The sequence below is a fragment of the Microbacterium ulmi genome (genome assembly GCF_011759705.1).
Taxonomy (GTDB): domain Bacteria; phylum Actinomycetota; class Actinomycetes; order Actinomycetales; family Microbacteriaceae; genus Microbacterium; species Microbacterium ulmi.
This window is the reverse complement of sequence record NZ_JAAOZF010000001.1, coordinates 1159851-1176199: the sequence shown is the minus strand read 5'-3', so window position 1 is coordinate 1176199 and position 16349 is coordinate 1159851. Positions and strand designations below refer to the sequence as shown.

General features: G+C 71.1%; 15 protein-coding genes and 1 tRNA gene. 6 read left to right on the top strand and 10 right to left on the bottom strand.

Features of this window, described 5'->3' with window-relative positions; genetic code table 11:
• Positions 1 to 54: 54 nt before the first annotated feature.
• Together FHS08_RS05620 and FHS08_RS05615 are read right to left on the bottom strand one after the other, a co-directional pair.
• Complete coding sequence (locus FHS08_RS05620; RefSeq protein WP_167036449.1) at positions 55 to 708, bottom strand: biliverdin-producing heme oxygenase; 654 nt, start codon at positions 706 to 708, stop codon at positions 55 to 57.
• Positions 709 to 788: 80 nt separating this feature from the next.
• Positions 789 to 1100, bottom strand: a complete 312-nt coding sequence (locus FHS08_RS05615) for a DUF2470 domain-containing protein (RefSeq protein ID WP_167036446.1) — start codon at positions 1098 to 1100, stop codon at positions 789 to 791.
• Between the two features lie 78 nt (positions 1101 to 1178).
• Between FHS08_RS05615 and FHS08_RS05610 the strand changes: the two genes are divergently transcribed.
• Entirely contained in the window at positions 1179 to 2447 is a 1269-nt protein-coding gene (locus FHS08_RS05610; protein ID WP_167036443.1) for a serine hydrolase domain-containing protein, read from the top strand.
• A gap of 4 nt (positions 2448 to 2451) precedes the next feature.
• Entirely contained in the window at positions 2452 to 3327 is an 876-nt protein-coding gene (locus tag FHS08_RS05605; protein ID WP_167036440.1) for an EamA family transporter, read from the top strand.
• A 451-nt stretch (positions 3328 to 3778) separates the two neighbouring features.
• Here the strand turns inward: FHS08_RS05605 and FHS08_RS05600 are convergent.
• From FHS08_RS05600 to FHS08_RS05590, 3 genes are all read right to left on the bottom strand, one after another.
• Positions 3779 to 3852: transfer RNA gene (locus FHS08_RS05600), tRNA-Gly, on the bottom strand.
• A gap of 227 nt (positions 3853 to 4079) precedes the next feature.
• A complete protein-coding gene (locus tag FHS08_RS05595; protein ID WP_167036436.1) occupies positions 4080 to 5351 on the bottom strand; it encodes an FAD-binding protein in 1272 nt (423 codons plus the stop codon).
• A complete protein-coding gene (locus tag FHS08_RS05590) occupies positions 5348 to 6034 on the bottom strand; it encodes a GntR family transcriptional regulator (RefSeq protein WP_167036433.1) in 687 nt (228 codons plus the stop codon). Before FHS08_RS05590 ends, FHS08_RS05595 begins: the two co-directional genes overlap by 4 nt.
• Positions 6035 to 6298: 264 nt before the next feature.
• On the opposite strand from FHS08_RS05590, the gene FHS08_RS05585 reads away from it, so the two are divergent.
• The 4 genes from FHS08_RS05585 to FHS08_RS05570 are packed head-to-tail and all read left to right on the top strand — an operon-like array spanning position 6299 to position 10922.
• The gene (locus FHS08_RS05585; RefSeq protein ID WP_208382215.1) at positions 6299 to 7534 is read left to right on the top strand and encodes an iron-containing alcohol dehydrogenase; all 1236 of its coding nucleotides are present in this window, start codon (positions 6299 to 6301) and stop codon (positions 7532 to 7534) included.
• Positions 7531 to 8946 carry an NAD-dependent succinate-semialdehyde dehydrogenase gene (locus tag FHS08_RS05580; protein WP_167036427.1) on the top strand — a complete coding sequence of 472 codons (1416 nt, stop codon included), beginning with the start codon at positions 7531 to 7533 and terminating at the stop codon, positions 8944 to 8946. Before FHS08_RS05585 ends, FHS08_RS05580 begins: the two co-directional genes overlap by 4 nt.
• A 39-nt stretch (positions 8947 to 8985) precedes the next feature.
• Positions 8986 to 10152 (top strand): CaiB/BaiF CoA transferase family protein, encoded by a 1167-nt coding sequence (locus tag FHS08_RS05575; protein ID WP_243847230.1) that lies wholly within the window; start codon positions 8986 to 8988, stop codon positions 10150 to 10152.
• Positions 10149 to 10922, top strand: coding sequence for an enoyl-CoA hydratase-related protein (locus FHS08_RS05570; RefSeq protein ID WP_167036424.1), 774 nt, complete (start codon positions 10149 to 10151; stop codon positions 10920 to 10922). Before FHS08_RS05575 ends, FHS08_RS05570 begins: the two co-directional genes overlap by 4 nt.
• Before the next feature lie 64 nt (positions 10923 to 10986).
• On the opposite strand, the gene FHS08_RS05565 is transcribed toward FHS08_RS05570, so the two are convergent.
• From FHS08_RS05565 to FHS08_RS05545, 5 genes are read right to left on the bottom strand one after another with little or no spacing between them, the layout of a single operon-like run.
• Positions 10987 to 11964: a Gfo/Idh/MocA family protein gene (locus FHS08_RS05565; RefSeq protein ID WP_167036421.1), complete on the bottom strand. Its 978-nt coding sequence runs from the start codon at positions 11962 to 11964 to the stop codon at positions 10987 to 10989.
• A 10-nt stretch (positions 11965 to 11974) separates the two neighbouring features.
• Positions 11975 to 12661, bottom strand: a complete 687-nt coding sequence (locus FHS08_RS05560; RefSeq protein WP_167036418.1) for a GntR family transcriptional regulator — start codon at positions 12659 to 12661, stop codon at positions 11975 to 11977.
• Entirely contained in the window at positions 12661 to 13371 is a 711-nt protein-coding gene (locus tag FHS08_RS05555; protein ID WP_167036415.1) for an SDR family NAD(P)-dependent oxidoreductase, read from the bottom strand. Before FHS08_RS05555 ends, FHS08_RS05560 begins: the two co-directional genes overlap by 1 nt.
• A complete protein-coding gene (locus FHS08_RS05550; RefSeq protein WP_167036412.1) occupies positions 13371 to 14102 on the bottom strand; it encodes an SDR family NAD(P)-dependent oxidoreductase in 732 nt (243 codons plus the stop codon). The genes FHS08_RS05555 and FHS08_RS05550 overlap by 1 nt, the downstream gene beginning before the upstream one ends.
• Before the next feature lies 1 nt (position 14103).
• A complete protein-coding gene (locus FHS08_RS05545; protein WP_341800320.1) occupies positions 14104 to 16341 on the bottom strand; it encodes a glycoside hydrolase family 2 protein in 2238 nt (745 codons plus the stop codon).
• Positions 16342 to 16349 lie beyond the last annotated feature (8 nt).

Genomic DNA, 16349 nt, shown 5'->3' with positions numbered 1-16349 from the left:
CTGACAAAACCGTGGAGTTCTGCACGGCCGTCGTGCGGGCCGAGCCCGCCGGGGTCAGGCGACCTGCGTCGCCTTCGCGTGGGCGAGGTCGTCGAACAGCTCGGTGTTGAAGCGGTACGCCACGAGCACCTCGTCGATGACCCGCTCCTGCTCGGCGGCGTCCCACGGCGCTGCGTCGAGCTGCTCGCGGTAGACGTCCTTGAACGCCTTCGGGTCGGCGATGTCTGCGAACAGGTAGAACCCGATGCCGTTGGTCTCGAACCCGAAGCGCCTGGCCATGAGCCGTCCGATGAACTGGCCGCCGGAGAGGTCGCCGAGGTAGCGCGTGTAGTGGTGCGCGACGAAGCCGCCCGCCCAGGTGGCGGCGACCTGGTCGATCCGGTCGACGTAGCGCCGGGTCGTCGGCAGGGGCGCGATGCGCTCGCGCCAGTCGGGTCCGATGAGGAACTCGAGGTCGGCCTCGAGCGCCGGCAGCCGCGTCAGCTTGTCGCTGATGAAGACCGACGCGATCGGATCGCGGCGCATGCGCTCGGCCGCCGACTCGAGCGCTTCGTAGATGAACCAGTGCTGTGCCACGAGGGCGATGTAGTCGGCGCGCGAGCCTTCGCCCTTCATGAGGTCGGCCATGAAGCCGGCGTGCTCGCTCGACGAGTGTGCGGTGCTGGAGCGCTCGCGCAGAGCGGCGGAGAAGGAGATCACCTCGGACATGCGGACAGCATACCTTCAGGTAAGCCGAACCTAAATAGCTTCAGGTAACCAGAAGGAAAACTCCGCGGTCGTCCGCCGTGTCAGGCGTGCGCGCGCGGCGTGACGCCGAGCCGGCGGCAGGCTTCGTCGTAGAGCGCGACGATCTCGCGGCGCACCTCCGGGCGCTCCGCGATGGGTCCGCCCGGCCACGACACGCGCAGCGGCTGCGATGAGCCGTCGGCTCGCTGCGCGACCCAGTCGCCGCCGTCGCCGTCGAATCCCGTCATGGTCGCGGCGACCGCCCCGGACTCGGGTGCGAACGCGCGCACGATCAGCAGATTGTCGTCTGAGTGATCGCCGTTCATGTGTCGGAGCACTCCTGCGAGGGCGGCGTCGTCGAATCGATGCGTCATATCCCCAGCCTAAGGATCGACGCGCCGGCTCTCAGCCGCGTGTGTTTGAATGCAATGCACAATCATCGGGGGGTGGGAATGCGGGCGAAGACCCAGAGAAGTCGCGTCGTCGCGGCGATCGCCGGGGTGCTCGCCCTCGTCCTCGGACTCGCGTCCTGTTCAGCCGCACCCCAGATCGACGTCGACCTGCCCGCGCAGGTCGATGCGAAGCTGCCCGCAGACATGGTCGCAGCGCTGCAGGATGCCGTGACCCACGCGATGGCGGCGGCCGGGGCATCCGGAGCCATCGTCGGCGTGTGGGCGCCGTGGAGCGGACAGTGGGTCACAGGACTGGGCACGCAGAGGATCGGCGGAGGTTCTGTCGTCACGGCGGACATGCCGTTCCGGGCGGGCCCTGTGAGCCGCGCCATGACGTGCGACGCTCTCTACGTCCTGGCGGACAAGGGCGTCGTCGACCTCGACGACAGCGTCGCCGACCACGTCTCGGGGGTGTCCGACGTCAAGGACGTCACGCTTCGCGAACTGTGCGACAGCACGTCGGGCATCGGATCGTATTCCGGTCAGCTCATGAGCTCGTGGCTGTCCGTGCCCGACCGGGTATGGAACCCCCGCGAGCTCGCGAGCTACGGGCTCGGGCAGGCCCGGACGGCGGAACCCGGCGCCGCGCTGCGCGACTCGGACGCGGGCTACGTCCTGCTCGGGCTCGCGCTCGAGAAGGCGACGGGGCAGACGGCGTCCGAGCTGCTCGACGAGAACGTGTTCACGCCCCTGTCCCTCGAGCACACGAGACTTCCGACGAATCCTGCGGCCCGCGTCCCGCACATTCTCGCAGGACACCTGGGCATGCCCGGTGCCGAGGGCGCGATGAACTGCACTGACCCGCTCGATGTGACCGCGATGTCGGCGGGCTTCGGATTCACGGATGCCGGCGTCGTCACCGACATCGACGACCTCGGACGCTACGTCCAGGCGCTCGCCGCGCAATCGCTCACGCCAGCCGACGACCGGTACGCGGTCCCGCTCCCCGTCTACGCGGGAGCACCCACGTGGTACACGACGGCGGGCGGCGTGATCCAGGCCGGATCCCTCGTGGGGCAGGCGGGCACCACGCCGGGCTATGCGACGGCGGCGTTCGCCGATCCGAAGTCGGGTCTCACCGTCGCGGTCGTGCTGAACAACTCCGCGTCAGGCCCGGGAATCGTGACGTCTCTTGCATGGGAGCTCGCCTCGATCGCGTCGAAGGCCGCCCCGGCGTCGGGGCAGAAGGCGCCGGAGGCGGGGCTGCCGTGGACGGCGGCGCAGAACCACGACGCCATCACGGGCGGGGCCATCTGCCCGCTACCGTAGCCGGATGACCACCCGCCGGGCGAGCGCGCCCGCCATCCTGCTCGTCGTCGCGGGTCTGGCCTGTCAGGAGATCGGCGCCTCGCTCGCCGTCACGCTCTTCCCCCGCGTGGGACCGCTCGGCATGGTCATGCTGAGGCTCGTCTTCTCGGCGGTCGTCCTGATGCTGATCGCGCGTCCGTCGCTGCGGGGGCACTCGCGCGCGGGATGGCGCGCCGTCCTCGCGTTCGGGGCCGTGCTCGCACTCATGAACGGGCTCTTCTATCTCGCGCTGGTCCGGCTGCCGCTCGGCGTCACCGTCACGATCGAGGTGCTGGGCCCGCTCGTGCTCTCGATCGTCGTCGCGAAGAAGGCGACGGCCTGGCTGTGGGCGCTGCTCGCGCTGGCGGGCGTCGCCGCTCTCGGCGGAGGGGGGTGGGACCGCCTCGACGCGCTCGGCGTGGTCTTCGCGCTCGGGGCGGCGGCGAGCTGGGCGTTCTACATCCTCGCCTCGGCACGCGTCGGTCGCGAGTTCCCCAAGCTCGACGGGCTCGCGCTCGCCATGACGGTCGGGGCGCTCCTCTCCCTCCCCTTCGGGATAGCGGATGCCGGCGCCGCCCTCCTGCGGCTCGACCTCGTCGCCCAGGGGGCTGCGGTCGCCGTCCTGTCGTCGACGATCCCGTACGCGCTCGAGCTCATCGCCCTCCGCCGGCTTCCTGCGGCGGTCTTCGCGATCCTCATGAGCCTCGCGCCCGCGACGGCCGCGCTCGCCGGTCTCGTGCTCCTCCAGCAGCACCTCGCATGGCTCGAGGTCGTCGGCATCGCGCTCGTGATCGCGGCGAGCGTCGGCGCGGTGCTCGCATCGTCGCGCGGCGCCCGGGAGGCCGCCGAGCCGATCGGGTGACGGATGCCGCGGCCCCCGCGCGCGGTGCTCGATCTTCTGCGCGGAGCCTCTGGGCGGTGGGGCCCGCCCGAAGCGAGTCGGTTCCGACGGCAGCCACGCGAAATGGTGAAGGCCCCCGCGAGCGGGAGCCTTCACCATTTGGAGGGGCTGACGGGAATCGTCCCTCCGCCCTCTCCCCGCATCGCTGCGCGCTGCGCGGAGCCTCCGGGCGGTGGGGCCCGCCCGGAGCGGGTCGGTTCCGACGGCAACCGCACGAAAGCTCCGCCGCACGGCCTTCGGCCGCACGTCGGAGCTTTGGAGGGGCTGACGGGAATCGTCCCTCCGCCCTCTCCCCGCATCGCTGCGCGCTGCGCGGAGCCTCTGGGCGGTGGGGCCCGCCCGGGGCGAGTCGGTTCCGACGGCAACCGCACGAAAGCTCCGCCGTACGGCCTTCGGCCGCACGTCGGAGCTTTGGAGGGGCTGACGGGAATCGAACCCGCGCTGTCTGCTTGGGAAGCAGAAGTTCTGCCATTGAACTACAGCCCCGAGGCCTTGGAACTGCTGGGATCTGCGATCCCGCCGCGGCCGGGTGGCACATGAGGAGCTCGCGTGCCACAGCCATCATATGCGACGAGTGCTCGGTGCCTCGGACTCCGAGCCCAAGTCGGACTCGCTCGGCCGGCGGCGGGCCCACCCCGAGCCGGCGGGCCCACTCCGAGCCGGCGGGCCCACGCCGAGACGGCGGGTCCCACGCCGAGCCGGCGCGCGGACGGTCAGAGGCCGAGCGATGCCAGGAAGCCGTTACGGAAGACGCCGCGCGGATCGAGCCGTTCGCGCAGCGTCGCGAACTCGCCCCAGAGGGGGTACAGCCGCGGCATCCGCTCGCGCGCGCCCCGCGCGTCGAAGAGCTTGCCCCAGTGCGGCCGCGCGGCGAACGGCTCGAGCGCCGCCTCGATCGTCGGCAGCAGGGCCTCGACGGCGGGCTGGTCCTTGACCCACGTGAAGTGGATGCCGAGGGCGTCCGTCTCGAACGCGGCCGAGAGCCAGAGCCCGTCGCCCGCGATCGTGCGCAGCTCGCACACCTGCACGAGGGGCGCGATCTCTGCAGCGATCGATCGGATCGCCGTGATCGCCTCGACGGCGTGGCGGCGCGGCACGAGGTACTCCGACTGCAGCTCTTCGCCGTTGGACGGCGTGAACTCGAGCTTGAAGTGCGGAAGACGCGCGAGCCACGGCCCGGGCTCGCCGAGCTGGTCGGTGCAGAACTCGGCCGAGACGCCGCGGAGCGGATGCCGCTTCTCGGTGGCGGGGCGTGCGCCGAGGACGTCGGCAGGGGCCGCGCCCGGGGCGTCGGCACGCCGCTTGAGCCACAGCTGGTCGACGACGTCCGGGTCCTGCCACGTCGTGAACATCGACGTGCTGTAGGCGAGCGAGGTCACGGCGTCGAGGTCGGCGAGCACGGCATCGAGCGGCAGGTCCTCGTAGACCGTCTGGGCGACCTCGAACGTCGGGAGGATGTCGAGCTCGACCGCCGTCACGATGCCGAGCGCCCCGAGCGAGACGACATGGCCCTCGAACCCGGCCTCGCCGCGCCGGACGGTCACGAGGTCTCCGTCGGCGGTCACGAGCTCGAGACCCGTCACGGCCGACGCGAGGGATCCGACCCGATCGCCCGACCCGTGCGTGCCCGTCGCGATCGCGCCCGCGATCGAGATGTGGGGCAGCGACGCGAGGTTCGCAAGCGCCCATCCCCGCCCGTGCAGCTCGGAGGCGAGGTCGCCGTAGCGGATGCCGCTGCCGGTCCGCACGACCGCGCGCTCCGCGTCGATCTCGATCTCCGACGGCAGGGCGCGGGTCGACACGTGGATGCCGTCGGTGTCGGCGATCGTGTTGAAGCAGTGGCGTGCGCCGAGCGCCTTGATCGCGTCGGCTCCGCGCACGAGGTCGGCGAGCTCCTCGACGGATGCCGGCGCGGCGACGCGCTGCGCCTGGTAGACGACGTTGCCCGCCCAGTTCGACTGGACGGCGGGACTCGTGACGGTCACGTGCTCTCCTTCGGGAAGCTCGAACGGAAACGCCGGGCCGACGTCTCGATGTGCACGCGCATCGCGTAGGCGGCGGCATCCGGATCACGGGACGCGATCGCGTCGATGATCGCCTGATGCTCGGCGATGGCGTCCGCCGTGACGAGCGCGCTGCGCGAGAGGCGGAAGAGGTGGACGTGCGGATGCAGTCGCGCGAGCGAACTGCGCAGGTAGTCGTTGCCGCTTCCCGCGGCGACCGTGTCGTGGAAGCGGCCGTCGGCGACGGAGTACCGCGCGTACCGGTCGGGGGACTCCTCGCGCTCGCGATCGAGCCGGCTCATCTCGTCGGCGAGGGTGACGAGCTCGCGGACGCCCTCGGGCGACATGCGCTCCGCGCCGCGCCGCGCGGCCGCCGGCTCGAGGAGCAGCCGCACCTCGACGAGGTCTTCGAACTCGTCGCGCGTGAGGGTGGGGCCGACGCGGTAGCCCGCGAGGTGGTTGCGCACGACGATGCCCTCCGCGTCGAGACGGTGCAGCGCTTCGCGAACGGGCGTCTGCGAGACGCCGAACTCGCGCGCGAGGGCGTCGATCGTGAGCCGGTCGCCCGGCCCGAGGTCCGATACGAGGATGCGCGAGAGGAGGGCCTCGTAGATCTCCGCACCCATGGGCGTGCGAGCGTCGGCCACGTGCACAGGCATCGACATCGCCGCCGTTCCTTCCGCGGTCACGCTCAGCTATCAGATCGGATCGGATGATCTCTCACTCCCAGTGTGCACGACGTCCGCACGCCAGCACAACCGATCGCCGCACGTTGTGGATACCTGCCACACGCGCGGCAATCCCTAGCCAGACAGACGCGGACCGATCCAGGAGGGATGGGATGCGGCGCTGTGAGTTGACATCCGCCCGCAACGCTGGGTACCGTCGACTCCACAAGAAATCGTATCGGATTTGTCAGGATGGTCGAGATGTACGCAGTGTTGCGCTCTCCCCTCGAGATCGTGTTCGGGGCAGGACGTCGCGCCGCCATCGCGCCCATGACGGCAGAGCTGGGCCGGCGTGCCCTCATCGTGGTCGACCCCTTCCTCGCGACGAGCCCCGAGCTCGCGCAGCTCGTCGACGCGCTCGCCGCCGCGGGGGTCGAGTCCGCCGTCTACTCCGACGTCGTCCCCGAGCTGCCCACGCGCGGAATCGCCGCGTGCGCCGACGCCGCGCGTGCGTTCGGCGCCGACGTGCTCATCGCCGTCGGAGGCGGCAGCAGCATCGACATGGCCAAGACCTGCGCCGTGCTCACGGCGCATGGCGGCCGAGTCTCGGACTACTACGGCGAGCGCCGCGTCCCGGGTCCCGTCGCGCCCATCATCGCGGTCCCGACGACCGCCGGGACCGGGTCGGAGGTGACTCCCGTCGCGGTCGTCACCGACGAGACCCGGCAGGTGAAGGTCGGAATCTCCAGCCCGTATCTCATCCCCCGCATCGCGATCTGCGACCCCGAGCTGACGCTGACATGCCCGCCCGGCGTGACGGCGGCATCCGGGGCGGACGCCCTCTGCCACGCGATCGAGGCGCTCACGGCGCGCAAGCACACCGCCGCCGACGGCGCCGACGCGGACCGCGTCTTCATGGGCGCGGGACCGTTCACCGACTCGCTCGCGCTCGAGGCCATCCGCAGCCTCGCCGCGGGCCTTCCCCGCGCGTGGCGCGACCCCGGCGACCTCGACGCCCGCTCGCGCACGATGTACGGCGCGACCCTCGCGGGACTCGCGTTCGGCACGGCCGGGACGGCGGCCGCGCACGCGCTGCAGTACCCCATCGGGGCCGCGACCCACACGTCGCACGGCATCGGCGTCGGCCTGCTCCTGCCGCACGTGATGGCCCACAACCTCCCGGCGCGGATGCCGGAGTTCGCGCGGATCGCGACGGCGCTCGGCGCCGACGCCGCCGATCAGGACGAGCTCGCCGCCCGCGCTCCGCACCTCGTGCAGGAGCTCCTCCGCGGCATCGGCATCCCCGGGTCGCTCGCCGAGATCGGATTCCCCCGCGAGCGGCTCGCGTGGGCGGCGGCGGAGGGGCTGCGCGCACGACGACTCGTCGAGAACAACCCCGTGCCGCTCTCGGAGGACGCGGCCCTCGCGATCCTCGAGTCCGCCTACGCGGGATCGCTCCGGCACCTGACCCCCACGACGACGGGAGACGCCCGATGAGCACGACCCTCGTGCCCGACACCACGATCACGACGGCGACCTTCCCCGTCGTCAACCCCGCAGACGGCAGCGTCGTCGCGACCGTGCCCGACAGCACGCCCGAAGACGCGGAGCGGGCCCTCGACGCGGCCCGCGCAGCCTCGGCATCCTGGGCGGCACTGCCGCAGCGCGAGCGCAGCGGCATCCTTCTGCGCGCCTTCTCGCTCATGATCGAGCGCCGCGACGAGCTCGCGACGCTCATCACGCGCGAGAACGGCAAGGCTCGTCCCGACGCCCTCGCGGAGGTGGCGTACGCGGCGGAGTACTTCCGCTGGTACGCGGAGCAGGCCGTGCGGGTGCGGGGCGAGCTGTTCGACAGCCCGTCGGGGAGCAACAAGGTGCTCGTGACGCACGAGCCGGTCGGCGTGTGCGTCCTCGTGACGCCGTGGAACTTCCCCGCAGCCATGGCGACCCGCAAGATCGCACCCGCGCTCGCGGTCGGCTGCACGGCGATCCTCAAGCCCGCGGCGGAGACGCCCCTCACGGCGATCGCGATCGCCGGGATCCTCGCGGAGGCGGGGCTGCCCGACGGAGTCCTCACGGTGCTGCCGACGACGCGCGCCGGACGCCTCGTCGATCGGCTCCTCGAGGACGAGGATGTGAGGATGCTGTCGTTCACGGGCTCGACCGAGGTGGGCCGTCACCTGCTCGAGCGCGCATCGCGCCGCGTGCTGCGCACCGCGATGGAGCTCGGCGGCAACGCGCCCTTCGTCGTGCTCGACGACGCCGACCTCGACGCGGCCCTCGACGGGGCGCTCGTCGCGAAGATGCGCAACGCCGGGCAGGCGTGCACCGCCGCGAACCGCTTCTACGTGCACGACGACCTCCACGACGCCTTCGCGGCAGCCCTCGCCGAGCGCATGTCGGCGCAGCGGGTGGGCGACGGCATCCGCCCCGAGATCGAGGTCGGGCCCCTCATCAACGCGGAGGCGCGCGACAAGGTGCACGAGCTCGTCGAGGATGCCGTCGCCCGCGGCGCGCGCGTCCTGACGGGCGGGGCGCCCGTCGACGGCCCCGGCTTCTTCTATGCGCCGACGGTGCTCGTCGACGTGCCCGCGGACGCGCGCATCCTGCGCGAGGAGGTCTTCGGCCCGGTCGCGCCGATCGTGCGGTTCTCATCGGCCGACGACGCGATCGAGGTCGCGAACGACACGATCCACGGGCTCGTCTCGTACCTCTACACGGGAGACCTCGCGCGTGGGCTCGCCCTCGCCGGACGCCTGCAGGCCGGCATGGTCGCGCTCAACCGGGGCCTCGTCTCCGACCCCGCCGCCCCGTTCGGCGGCGTGAAGGAGAGCGGGCTCGGCCGCGAGGGCTCGACGGAAGGGCTGCACGAGTACCTCGAGACCAAGTACGTCGCGACGACCTGGTGAACCCCTGAGCCGCCGAAACGACCGAGAGAGCGATCACCGATGAACGTCCCCGCGAACGATCCCACCGCACTGCACGGCATGAAGGTCGTCGACCTGACACAGGTCATGGCCGGCCCCTTCTGCACGATGCTCCTGGCCGACTTCGGCGCCGACGTCATCAAGGTCGAGCCCCCCGGCGGCGGCGACCAGACGCGTCACTCGTGGGGACGCTCGGGCAAGGGCGACGACGGACCCGCGTTCTTCGCGCTCAACCGCAACAAGCGCTCGATCGTGCTCGATCTGCGCTCGGACGAGGGCCTCGCCGACTTCCGGCGGCTCGTCGTCGAGGCCGACGTCGTCGTAGAGAACTTCCGGCCGGGCGTCACGGAGCGGCTCGGCATCGACTACGAGTCGGTCAAGAAGCTCAATCCCGCGATCATCTACGCGAGCATCTCCGGCTTCGGGCACTCCGGTCCGTACTCCGACCGCCCCGGCTACGACCTCATCGCCCAGGGCATGTCGGGAGTCATGGGCGTGACGGGCCACCCCGACGCGCCTCCCGCCAAGGCGGGTGTGCCTGTGGGCGACATGGGCTCGGGCCTGTACTGCGCGTACGGCATCCTCGCCGCGTACGTGCACAAGCTCCGCACGGGCGAGGGGCAGCGGCTCGAGACGTCGCTCTTCGAGGCGGCGCTGAGCCTCACGGCATGGGAGGCGACGGAGTACTGGTCAAGCGGCCACGTGCCTGCGCGCACGGGCTCGTCGCACCGCATGTCGGCGCCCTACCAGGCGTTCCGCACGAAGGACGGCTGGATGACGATCGGCGCCAACAACCAGCGCCTGTGGGGATTCCTCTGCGCCGCGATCGGCGCCCCCGAGCTCGAGCACGACGAGCGCTTCGCGACGAACCCGCTGCGCATGGCGAACAAGAAGCTCCTCGCCGACACGATCGAGGGGCTCCTCGCGGCGCACGGCACGGACTACTGGGTCGAGCGGCTCCTCGCCGGCGGAGTGCCGTGCGGGCCGATCCTCGCGTACGACGAGGTGCTCGCCGACCCCCACACGCGCCACCGGGAGATGGTCCTGTCGATCCCGCACCCCGTCGAGGGAGAGGTGCGCACGCTCGGGTTCCCCGTCAAGCTCGCAGGGACCCCCGCCGCCGTGCGGCGGCATCCTCCGCTCCTCGGCGAGCACCAGGAGGAGGTCCTCGGGGTGAAGACCCCGTGAGCGGATCCGTCGGCTTCGCCGTCGACGACGGCGTCGCGACGATCACGCTCTCGAACCCGGTGCGCCGCAACGCCATCACGATCGAGATGTACGGGCGGCTCGAAGAGCTGTTCGGCTCGGTCGCGCAGGATCCCGGCATCCGGGCCCTCGTCCTGCGCGGCGCAGACGGCGCGTTCGCGGGGGGCACAGACATCGGCCACCTGCGCACGATCACGACGGGCGAGGAGGGCGTCGCCTACGAGGCGCACATGCGGCGCGTGCAGAGCGCTCTCGTCGGGCTCGACGTGCCTGTCGTGTCGGTCGTCGACGGCGCATGCGTCGGTGGGGGGATCGTCTTCGCGGCGCTCAGCGACATTGTGCTGTGCACACCGTCCTCGCGGTTCGGCTCGCCCATCGCGCGCACGATCGGCAACACGCTGTCTCCGACGTCGATCGCGCGCCTGTCGGAGACGTTCGGCCGCCGAGCAGCCGCCGAGATGCTCTTCACTGCTCGTCTGTTCTCGGCCGAAGAGGCGCTGCGTGCGGGGTTCGTCACCGACGTCGCCGGGCCTGCCGCGCTCGAGGAGCGCCTCGCCGGCATCCTCGACGCGATCCGCGCGTGCGCCCCCCTCACGCTCGCCTCGTTCCGCCGGCTGTGGCGGAGAGTGGATGCCGCCCTCGGCGACATCGAGCGCGACGACGTCTTCGCCGGCGTGTACGCGAGCCGCGACTTCGCCGAAGGCGTCGAGGCGTTCCTCGCGAAGCGCGCGCCCGTCTTCAGGGGCGAGTAGGCCGACCGCGGCCGGCTCAGACTGCGGCCGGCTCAGGCTGCGGCCGGCTCAGGCTGCGGCCGGCTCAGACCGCACTGGACCGCAGGATGCGCGTCGAGATCTCGACGGTGGCCAGGCCGTCCTCGGCATCCGCGTGGTCGACCTGCTCGCCACGCACGAGACGCACGAATCCCTCGGCCTGACCGCCGTATCCGTCCTCGTCGGCCTCGTCGGGGGAGAAGGCGCGCGTCGTCGTGCCGTCGGCCGTCGCGACGGTGAGCGTCGAGCTCGTCCACAGGCCCGAGCCTTCCAGCACGGCCGTGCCGAGCGTGCCGATGACGCCGAGGACGTTGCGCTCGACGCGGCTCTGCCACGACACCTGCAGCACCGCCGATGCGCCGCTCGCGAACCGCAGCGTCGCGCCCATCGTCTCGTCGAAGCCGGGAAGATCGGGTCGCGTCTCGTCGACGTGCCCCGTCGCGGCGACGATGTCGCCTCCGATCCAGCGCAGCAGGTCGATGTCGTGCGACGCCGATTCGACGGTCACGCCGCACAGCTGCGCCGGGGTCGTGCGCCAGTCGCCCGCGGGCACGTCGAGGCGCCCTATCCGCTGGCGGAAGAACTGCACGGGCTCGCCGATCGCGCCCGAGCGCACGAGGTCGCGGAACACGCGGTTGGGCGTGTGCCACCGCCGCATGAACCCCGTCATGAACGGCACGGGGCTCTCCCGCACGACCTCGGCGATCGCGGCAGCGTCCTCGAGGGTCGCCGCGAGCGGCTTCTCGCTGAAGATCGGGATGCCGGCCCCGGCCAGCACGGCGATCGTGTCGCGCCGCACGCGCGGGGGCGTCAGGACGTACACGGCGTCGACGGCGCCCACGAGCTCCTCGGGCCGGCGCCGGAAGCTCGCCCCCTCCGACGTGAGCCACCGCACCCGGGACTCGTCGAGGTCGACGACGTCGGTCACGACGGCCGACCCCGTGCGCGCGAGCGCATCGGCGTGGCGATGGGCGATCCCGCCCCCGCCGACGAACCCGATCCGCAACGGCTCCTGCTTCGTCATACGGGTCTCCTCAGCGGAACGCCGCGCGGAAGCGCGTCGCCGACTGCTCGATGTGATGGCGCATCGCGTAGGCGGCGCCGTCCGGGTCGCGACGCGCGATCGCGTCGACGATGTCGGTGTGCTCGCCGATGGCGCGCGAGGTCAGCTCGAGCGTCTCCGACAGCCGGAACAGGTGGATGTGCGAGTGCAGGCGCGAGAGCGAGTCGCGGATGTATCCGTTGCCGCCCCCGCGCGCGACGGCGTCGTGGAAATCGGCGTCGCGCTGGGAGAAGACGGCGTAGCCGCGGTCCACGCGCGCGAGCATCTCGGGGCGCATGGCCGCCGCTGCGTCGCGCAGCTCGGCGAGCTCGCCGGTCGGCATCCGCTCCGCAGCATGCCGGGCGGCCGCCGGCTCCAGGAGCAGGCGGATCTCCACGAGGGACTCGAACTGGTCCTCCGTGATGCGCGGGGCGACGCGGTAGCCTGCGAGGTGCGTGCGCACGACGACGCCGTCGGCATGCAGGCGGTGCAGCGCCTCACGGATGGGCGTCTGCGAGATGCCGAGCTCGCGGGAGAGCACGTCGATCGTGATCCGGCCCCCCGGCTCGATCTGCGAGCTGAGGATGCGGGAGAGCAGCTCGCCGTAGATCTCCTCGCCGATGGGCGGGCGGACCGTCGCCGCTCCGTCGGCCGCGGCGCCCGACGCGAGTCCCGACATCAGGCGAGCCCGCCGTTGACGTCGAACACCGCGCCGTGCACGTGTCGCGCCTCGTCGCTCGCGAGGAAGAACACGGTCTCGGCGAGGTCCGCCGGCTCGGTGAGGCGCCGCGTCGGGATGCTCGCCGCGATCTGCGCGAGCCGCTCCTCCGAGACGACCTCCCGCATCTGCGGCGAGTCGGGAGGCCCCGGGCACACGACGTTGACGCGGATGCCGGTTCCCGCGAGCTCCGTCGCGAGGTGGCGTCCGAGCCCGATGAGCCCGTACCGCGCGACCGTGTAGTGCGGTCCCATGACGCTGCTGTACCGGCGGCCCGCGATCGAGGACGTGATGACGATGCTCGACCCGGGGCGGAGGTGGGGCAGCGCGCTGTGGATCGTCAGCATCGCTCCGCGCAGGTTGATGCCGATCAGCCGGTCCCACTCCTCGAGCGTGAGCTGCGAGAACGGCGTCGGCGAGCCGACGAAGGCGTGCGTCACGACGACGTCGAGCCTGCCGCCGGCATGCTCGCGCGCCCGCTCGACGGCGGCGCGGTGCGCGGCATCCGATGCGAAGTCGAGCTCGAGCGGCAGGAATCGCCCCGCGAGCGCCTCGGGGGCGCGCAGGTCGGACCCCGTGACGACGTCGCCCTCGGCGAGGAAGCGCCGGGCGATGCCGAGCCCGAGCCCGCCGGCGGCTCCCGTGACGTAGACGCCTCGTGCGTCGGCCATCAGTACAGCCCCCCGTTCACGTCGAGCACGGCGCCGTGCAGCTGGCGTGCGCGCCGGTCGTCGGCGACGAACGCGATGACGTTCGCGACATCCTCCGGCTCCGCTATGCGCCGCAGCGGCGTCCTCGCGATGATCGCGTCGATCTCGTCCTGCGGCGTCGCCGCTGTGAGGATCGGCGAGTTGGTGGGCCCCGGCGCCACGCAGTTGATGCGGACGCCGGAGCCGGCCAGTTCCGCGGCGAGATGCCGCGTGAGCCCGATGAGACCGTACTTCGTCACGGTGTAGTGCGCCCCGTTCGCGACGCTCCTGGTGCGGCCCGCGATCGACGACACGACCACGACGGACCCAGACCCGCGCGCGACCATCCCCGGAAGCACGGCCTTGATGCTCAGCATCGTGCCCGTGACGTTGATGCCGAAGACGCGGTCCCACGACGCGACCGTCATGTCGGCGAAGGGCTCGGGGAAGCCGACCGCGGCGCTCGTGACGAGCACGTCCACACCGCCGCGATCGGCCTCGACCGTCTCGAACGCCTCCGCGATCCCCGCGGGGTCCGACACGTCCACCCGCACGGGCACCCACGCTCCCGGTCCGCCCGGGAGCGGATGCGGCTGCGCCTCGGCGCGGTCGAAGCCGTACACGGCGGCGCCCTCCTCGAGGTACCTGGCCGCTGTCGCCTGTCCGATCCCGCTGCCGGAGCCGGTGATGACGACGGTCGAGACCCCGCTCATGTCAGCGCACCACGAAGTCGAGGAAGTTGTCCGAGAGCAGCGTGCCCTCGGCATCCCTCGCCGACAGCTCGACGCGGTACTCGCCCAGCGGCGCGTCCGCGGGGATCGCCCACACGACGTGGTCGGCGCGCTTGACGGAGTCGGCCGCGATCGTGCCGGTCAGCGCGTTCGAGGCGACGACCTCGCCGCCCGAGCTCCTGATCGCCCACGACACGGCGGCGTCCTGGAGGTCGTGCTCGAGATCGTTCGTGACCCACAGCTTCGCGACGAAGCTCGTGCCCGGCCGGTACACCTTCTCGCGGCCGATGACGTACGGCGTGACGTCGCGCTCGAGGCTCACGAGCACGCGCGTGTAGACCGCCTTCATCCAGTCGTAGACCTTGTACGGCCGGCGGTAGTAGTCCAGCAGCCCCGACCCGATGATGGGGCACGAGTCGCTCCAGTAGTACAGGTACATCGACGCGACCGGCTCGTACTTGCGCTGCCGGAAGAACTCGATCTGCTCCTTGACGACGAGGGCCTCGTACGACTGGTAGTTGTCGATGAACTCCTCGAGCGAGTCGCCGAGCTCGATCTTGGCGAAGTCGAACGCGAGGTCGTAGAACAGCCCGTGGTACTCCCACGTGTCCCAGTGCGGCGGCCACAGCTTGTCTTCGGGGATGAACGTCTTGAGCGTCTCGAGGACCGGGATGGATGCCGCGCCGAACTCGACGATCTGCGGCTCGATGACCTTCTCGTCGAGGTGTATGTCGCCGGGCTGCACGCCGCCGATCATGAGGTTCTGCGCGCCCTCGCGGTAGTCGCCGAGGTGGATCCACTGCGTCGGGTCGACCGTCGCGAGCGTCTCCTTGAGGATCTGGCAGAGCCGGAAGTAGTTGTTCGGCTTGTCGGGCAGGAGGTAGATCTCCGGCTCCTTGAACACGCTCCACATGCCCAGCGACGCGTGGTTGACGAGCATCTGGCCCATGTCGCGGATCATGTCGGCGGCGCGCTCGACGAAGTCGTCCGAGTCGCTCACGCAGTAGTGCAGCGGGAAGACCTGCCACACGAGGAACCCCAGCTCGTCACACTTCGCGTAGAAGCGGTCGGGCTCGACGTGGCTGCCGATGCGGATCGAGTTGATCTGCATGTCGAGCATCTTGTGCAGGTCGTCGTCCCACAGCTGCTCGGTGCCCTCGCTGAGCCACTGCGACGTGATGTAGCGCATGCCGCGCAGGAAGACGCGCTTGCCGTTGAGGTACCAGTGCCCCGTGGGCTCGTCCTGCCTGACCTCCTTGACGCCGAACGTCACATCGAGCGCGTCGTCGCCGACGGCGACGGTCGCGGTGTAGAGATCGGGGCTGCCGTGGTCCCACGTCCACCACAGGTGCGCGTCGGAGATCGTGACGACGAGCTTGACGGTGTTCGATCCGGGCTGCAGTGTGAGCCGACGCGGCGCGGAGACGGCGGAGGAGCCCTCGAACGTCTTCGGGGTCGCCGTGAGCGTCGCGTCCGTCGTGACGGTGCGTCCCGTCGTGTTGACGATCGTGACGTCGGCCGAGACGAGCGCCGTCCCGTCGGGCTTGTCGAGCTGGTCGCCGAGCCAGTCCTTCTTGATCCCGATCCGCGTGAAGAGCTTGACGTAGTCGACGTACACATGCGGCCGCGCGATGAGGTCGACCCTGCCCCACGGGCCGCCCGACGTGCCGTCCTGGCGGAACTTCGTCATGGAGCCGGGGCGGTGCATCGCATCGATCATGTGGCCCTTGATCTGCGAGATCGCCTTGGCCTGGTGGCGCTGGTAGTCGTCCGACAGCGGGTTGTCGGAGAACACGGCCTGGATGTACTCGGTCTCGTCGCGCGGCGCGCCGTCGCGCAGCACGACGACGTTCTCGCCCTCGCGGTCGACGAGGTCGGTCACGTCGAACTCGAACGGGTTGAACATGCCCTCGTGAGAGCCGAGGAAGTGCCCGTTGACCCATACGTCCGCGTAGTAGTCGACGGCGCCGAAGCGGACGAACACGCGCTGGCCGTCGAAGGACGCAGGCACCGTGAAGGTGCGACGGAACCAGACGGTCCCGAAGAAGTCGCCGATCTCGGTCTTGTACCAGTTCGTCGGGAGGGCAAGCGTCCTCCAGTCGGCCGCGTCGAACGTCGCGGCCGACCATCCCTTCGCGAGTCCGTCGTCGGCGGCGTCGAGCGCGTACTGCCATTCGCCGTTCAGGCTCTCGCTCGTGCGTCCTTCGTGGAGAGAGATCACGATGGGGT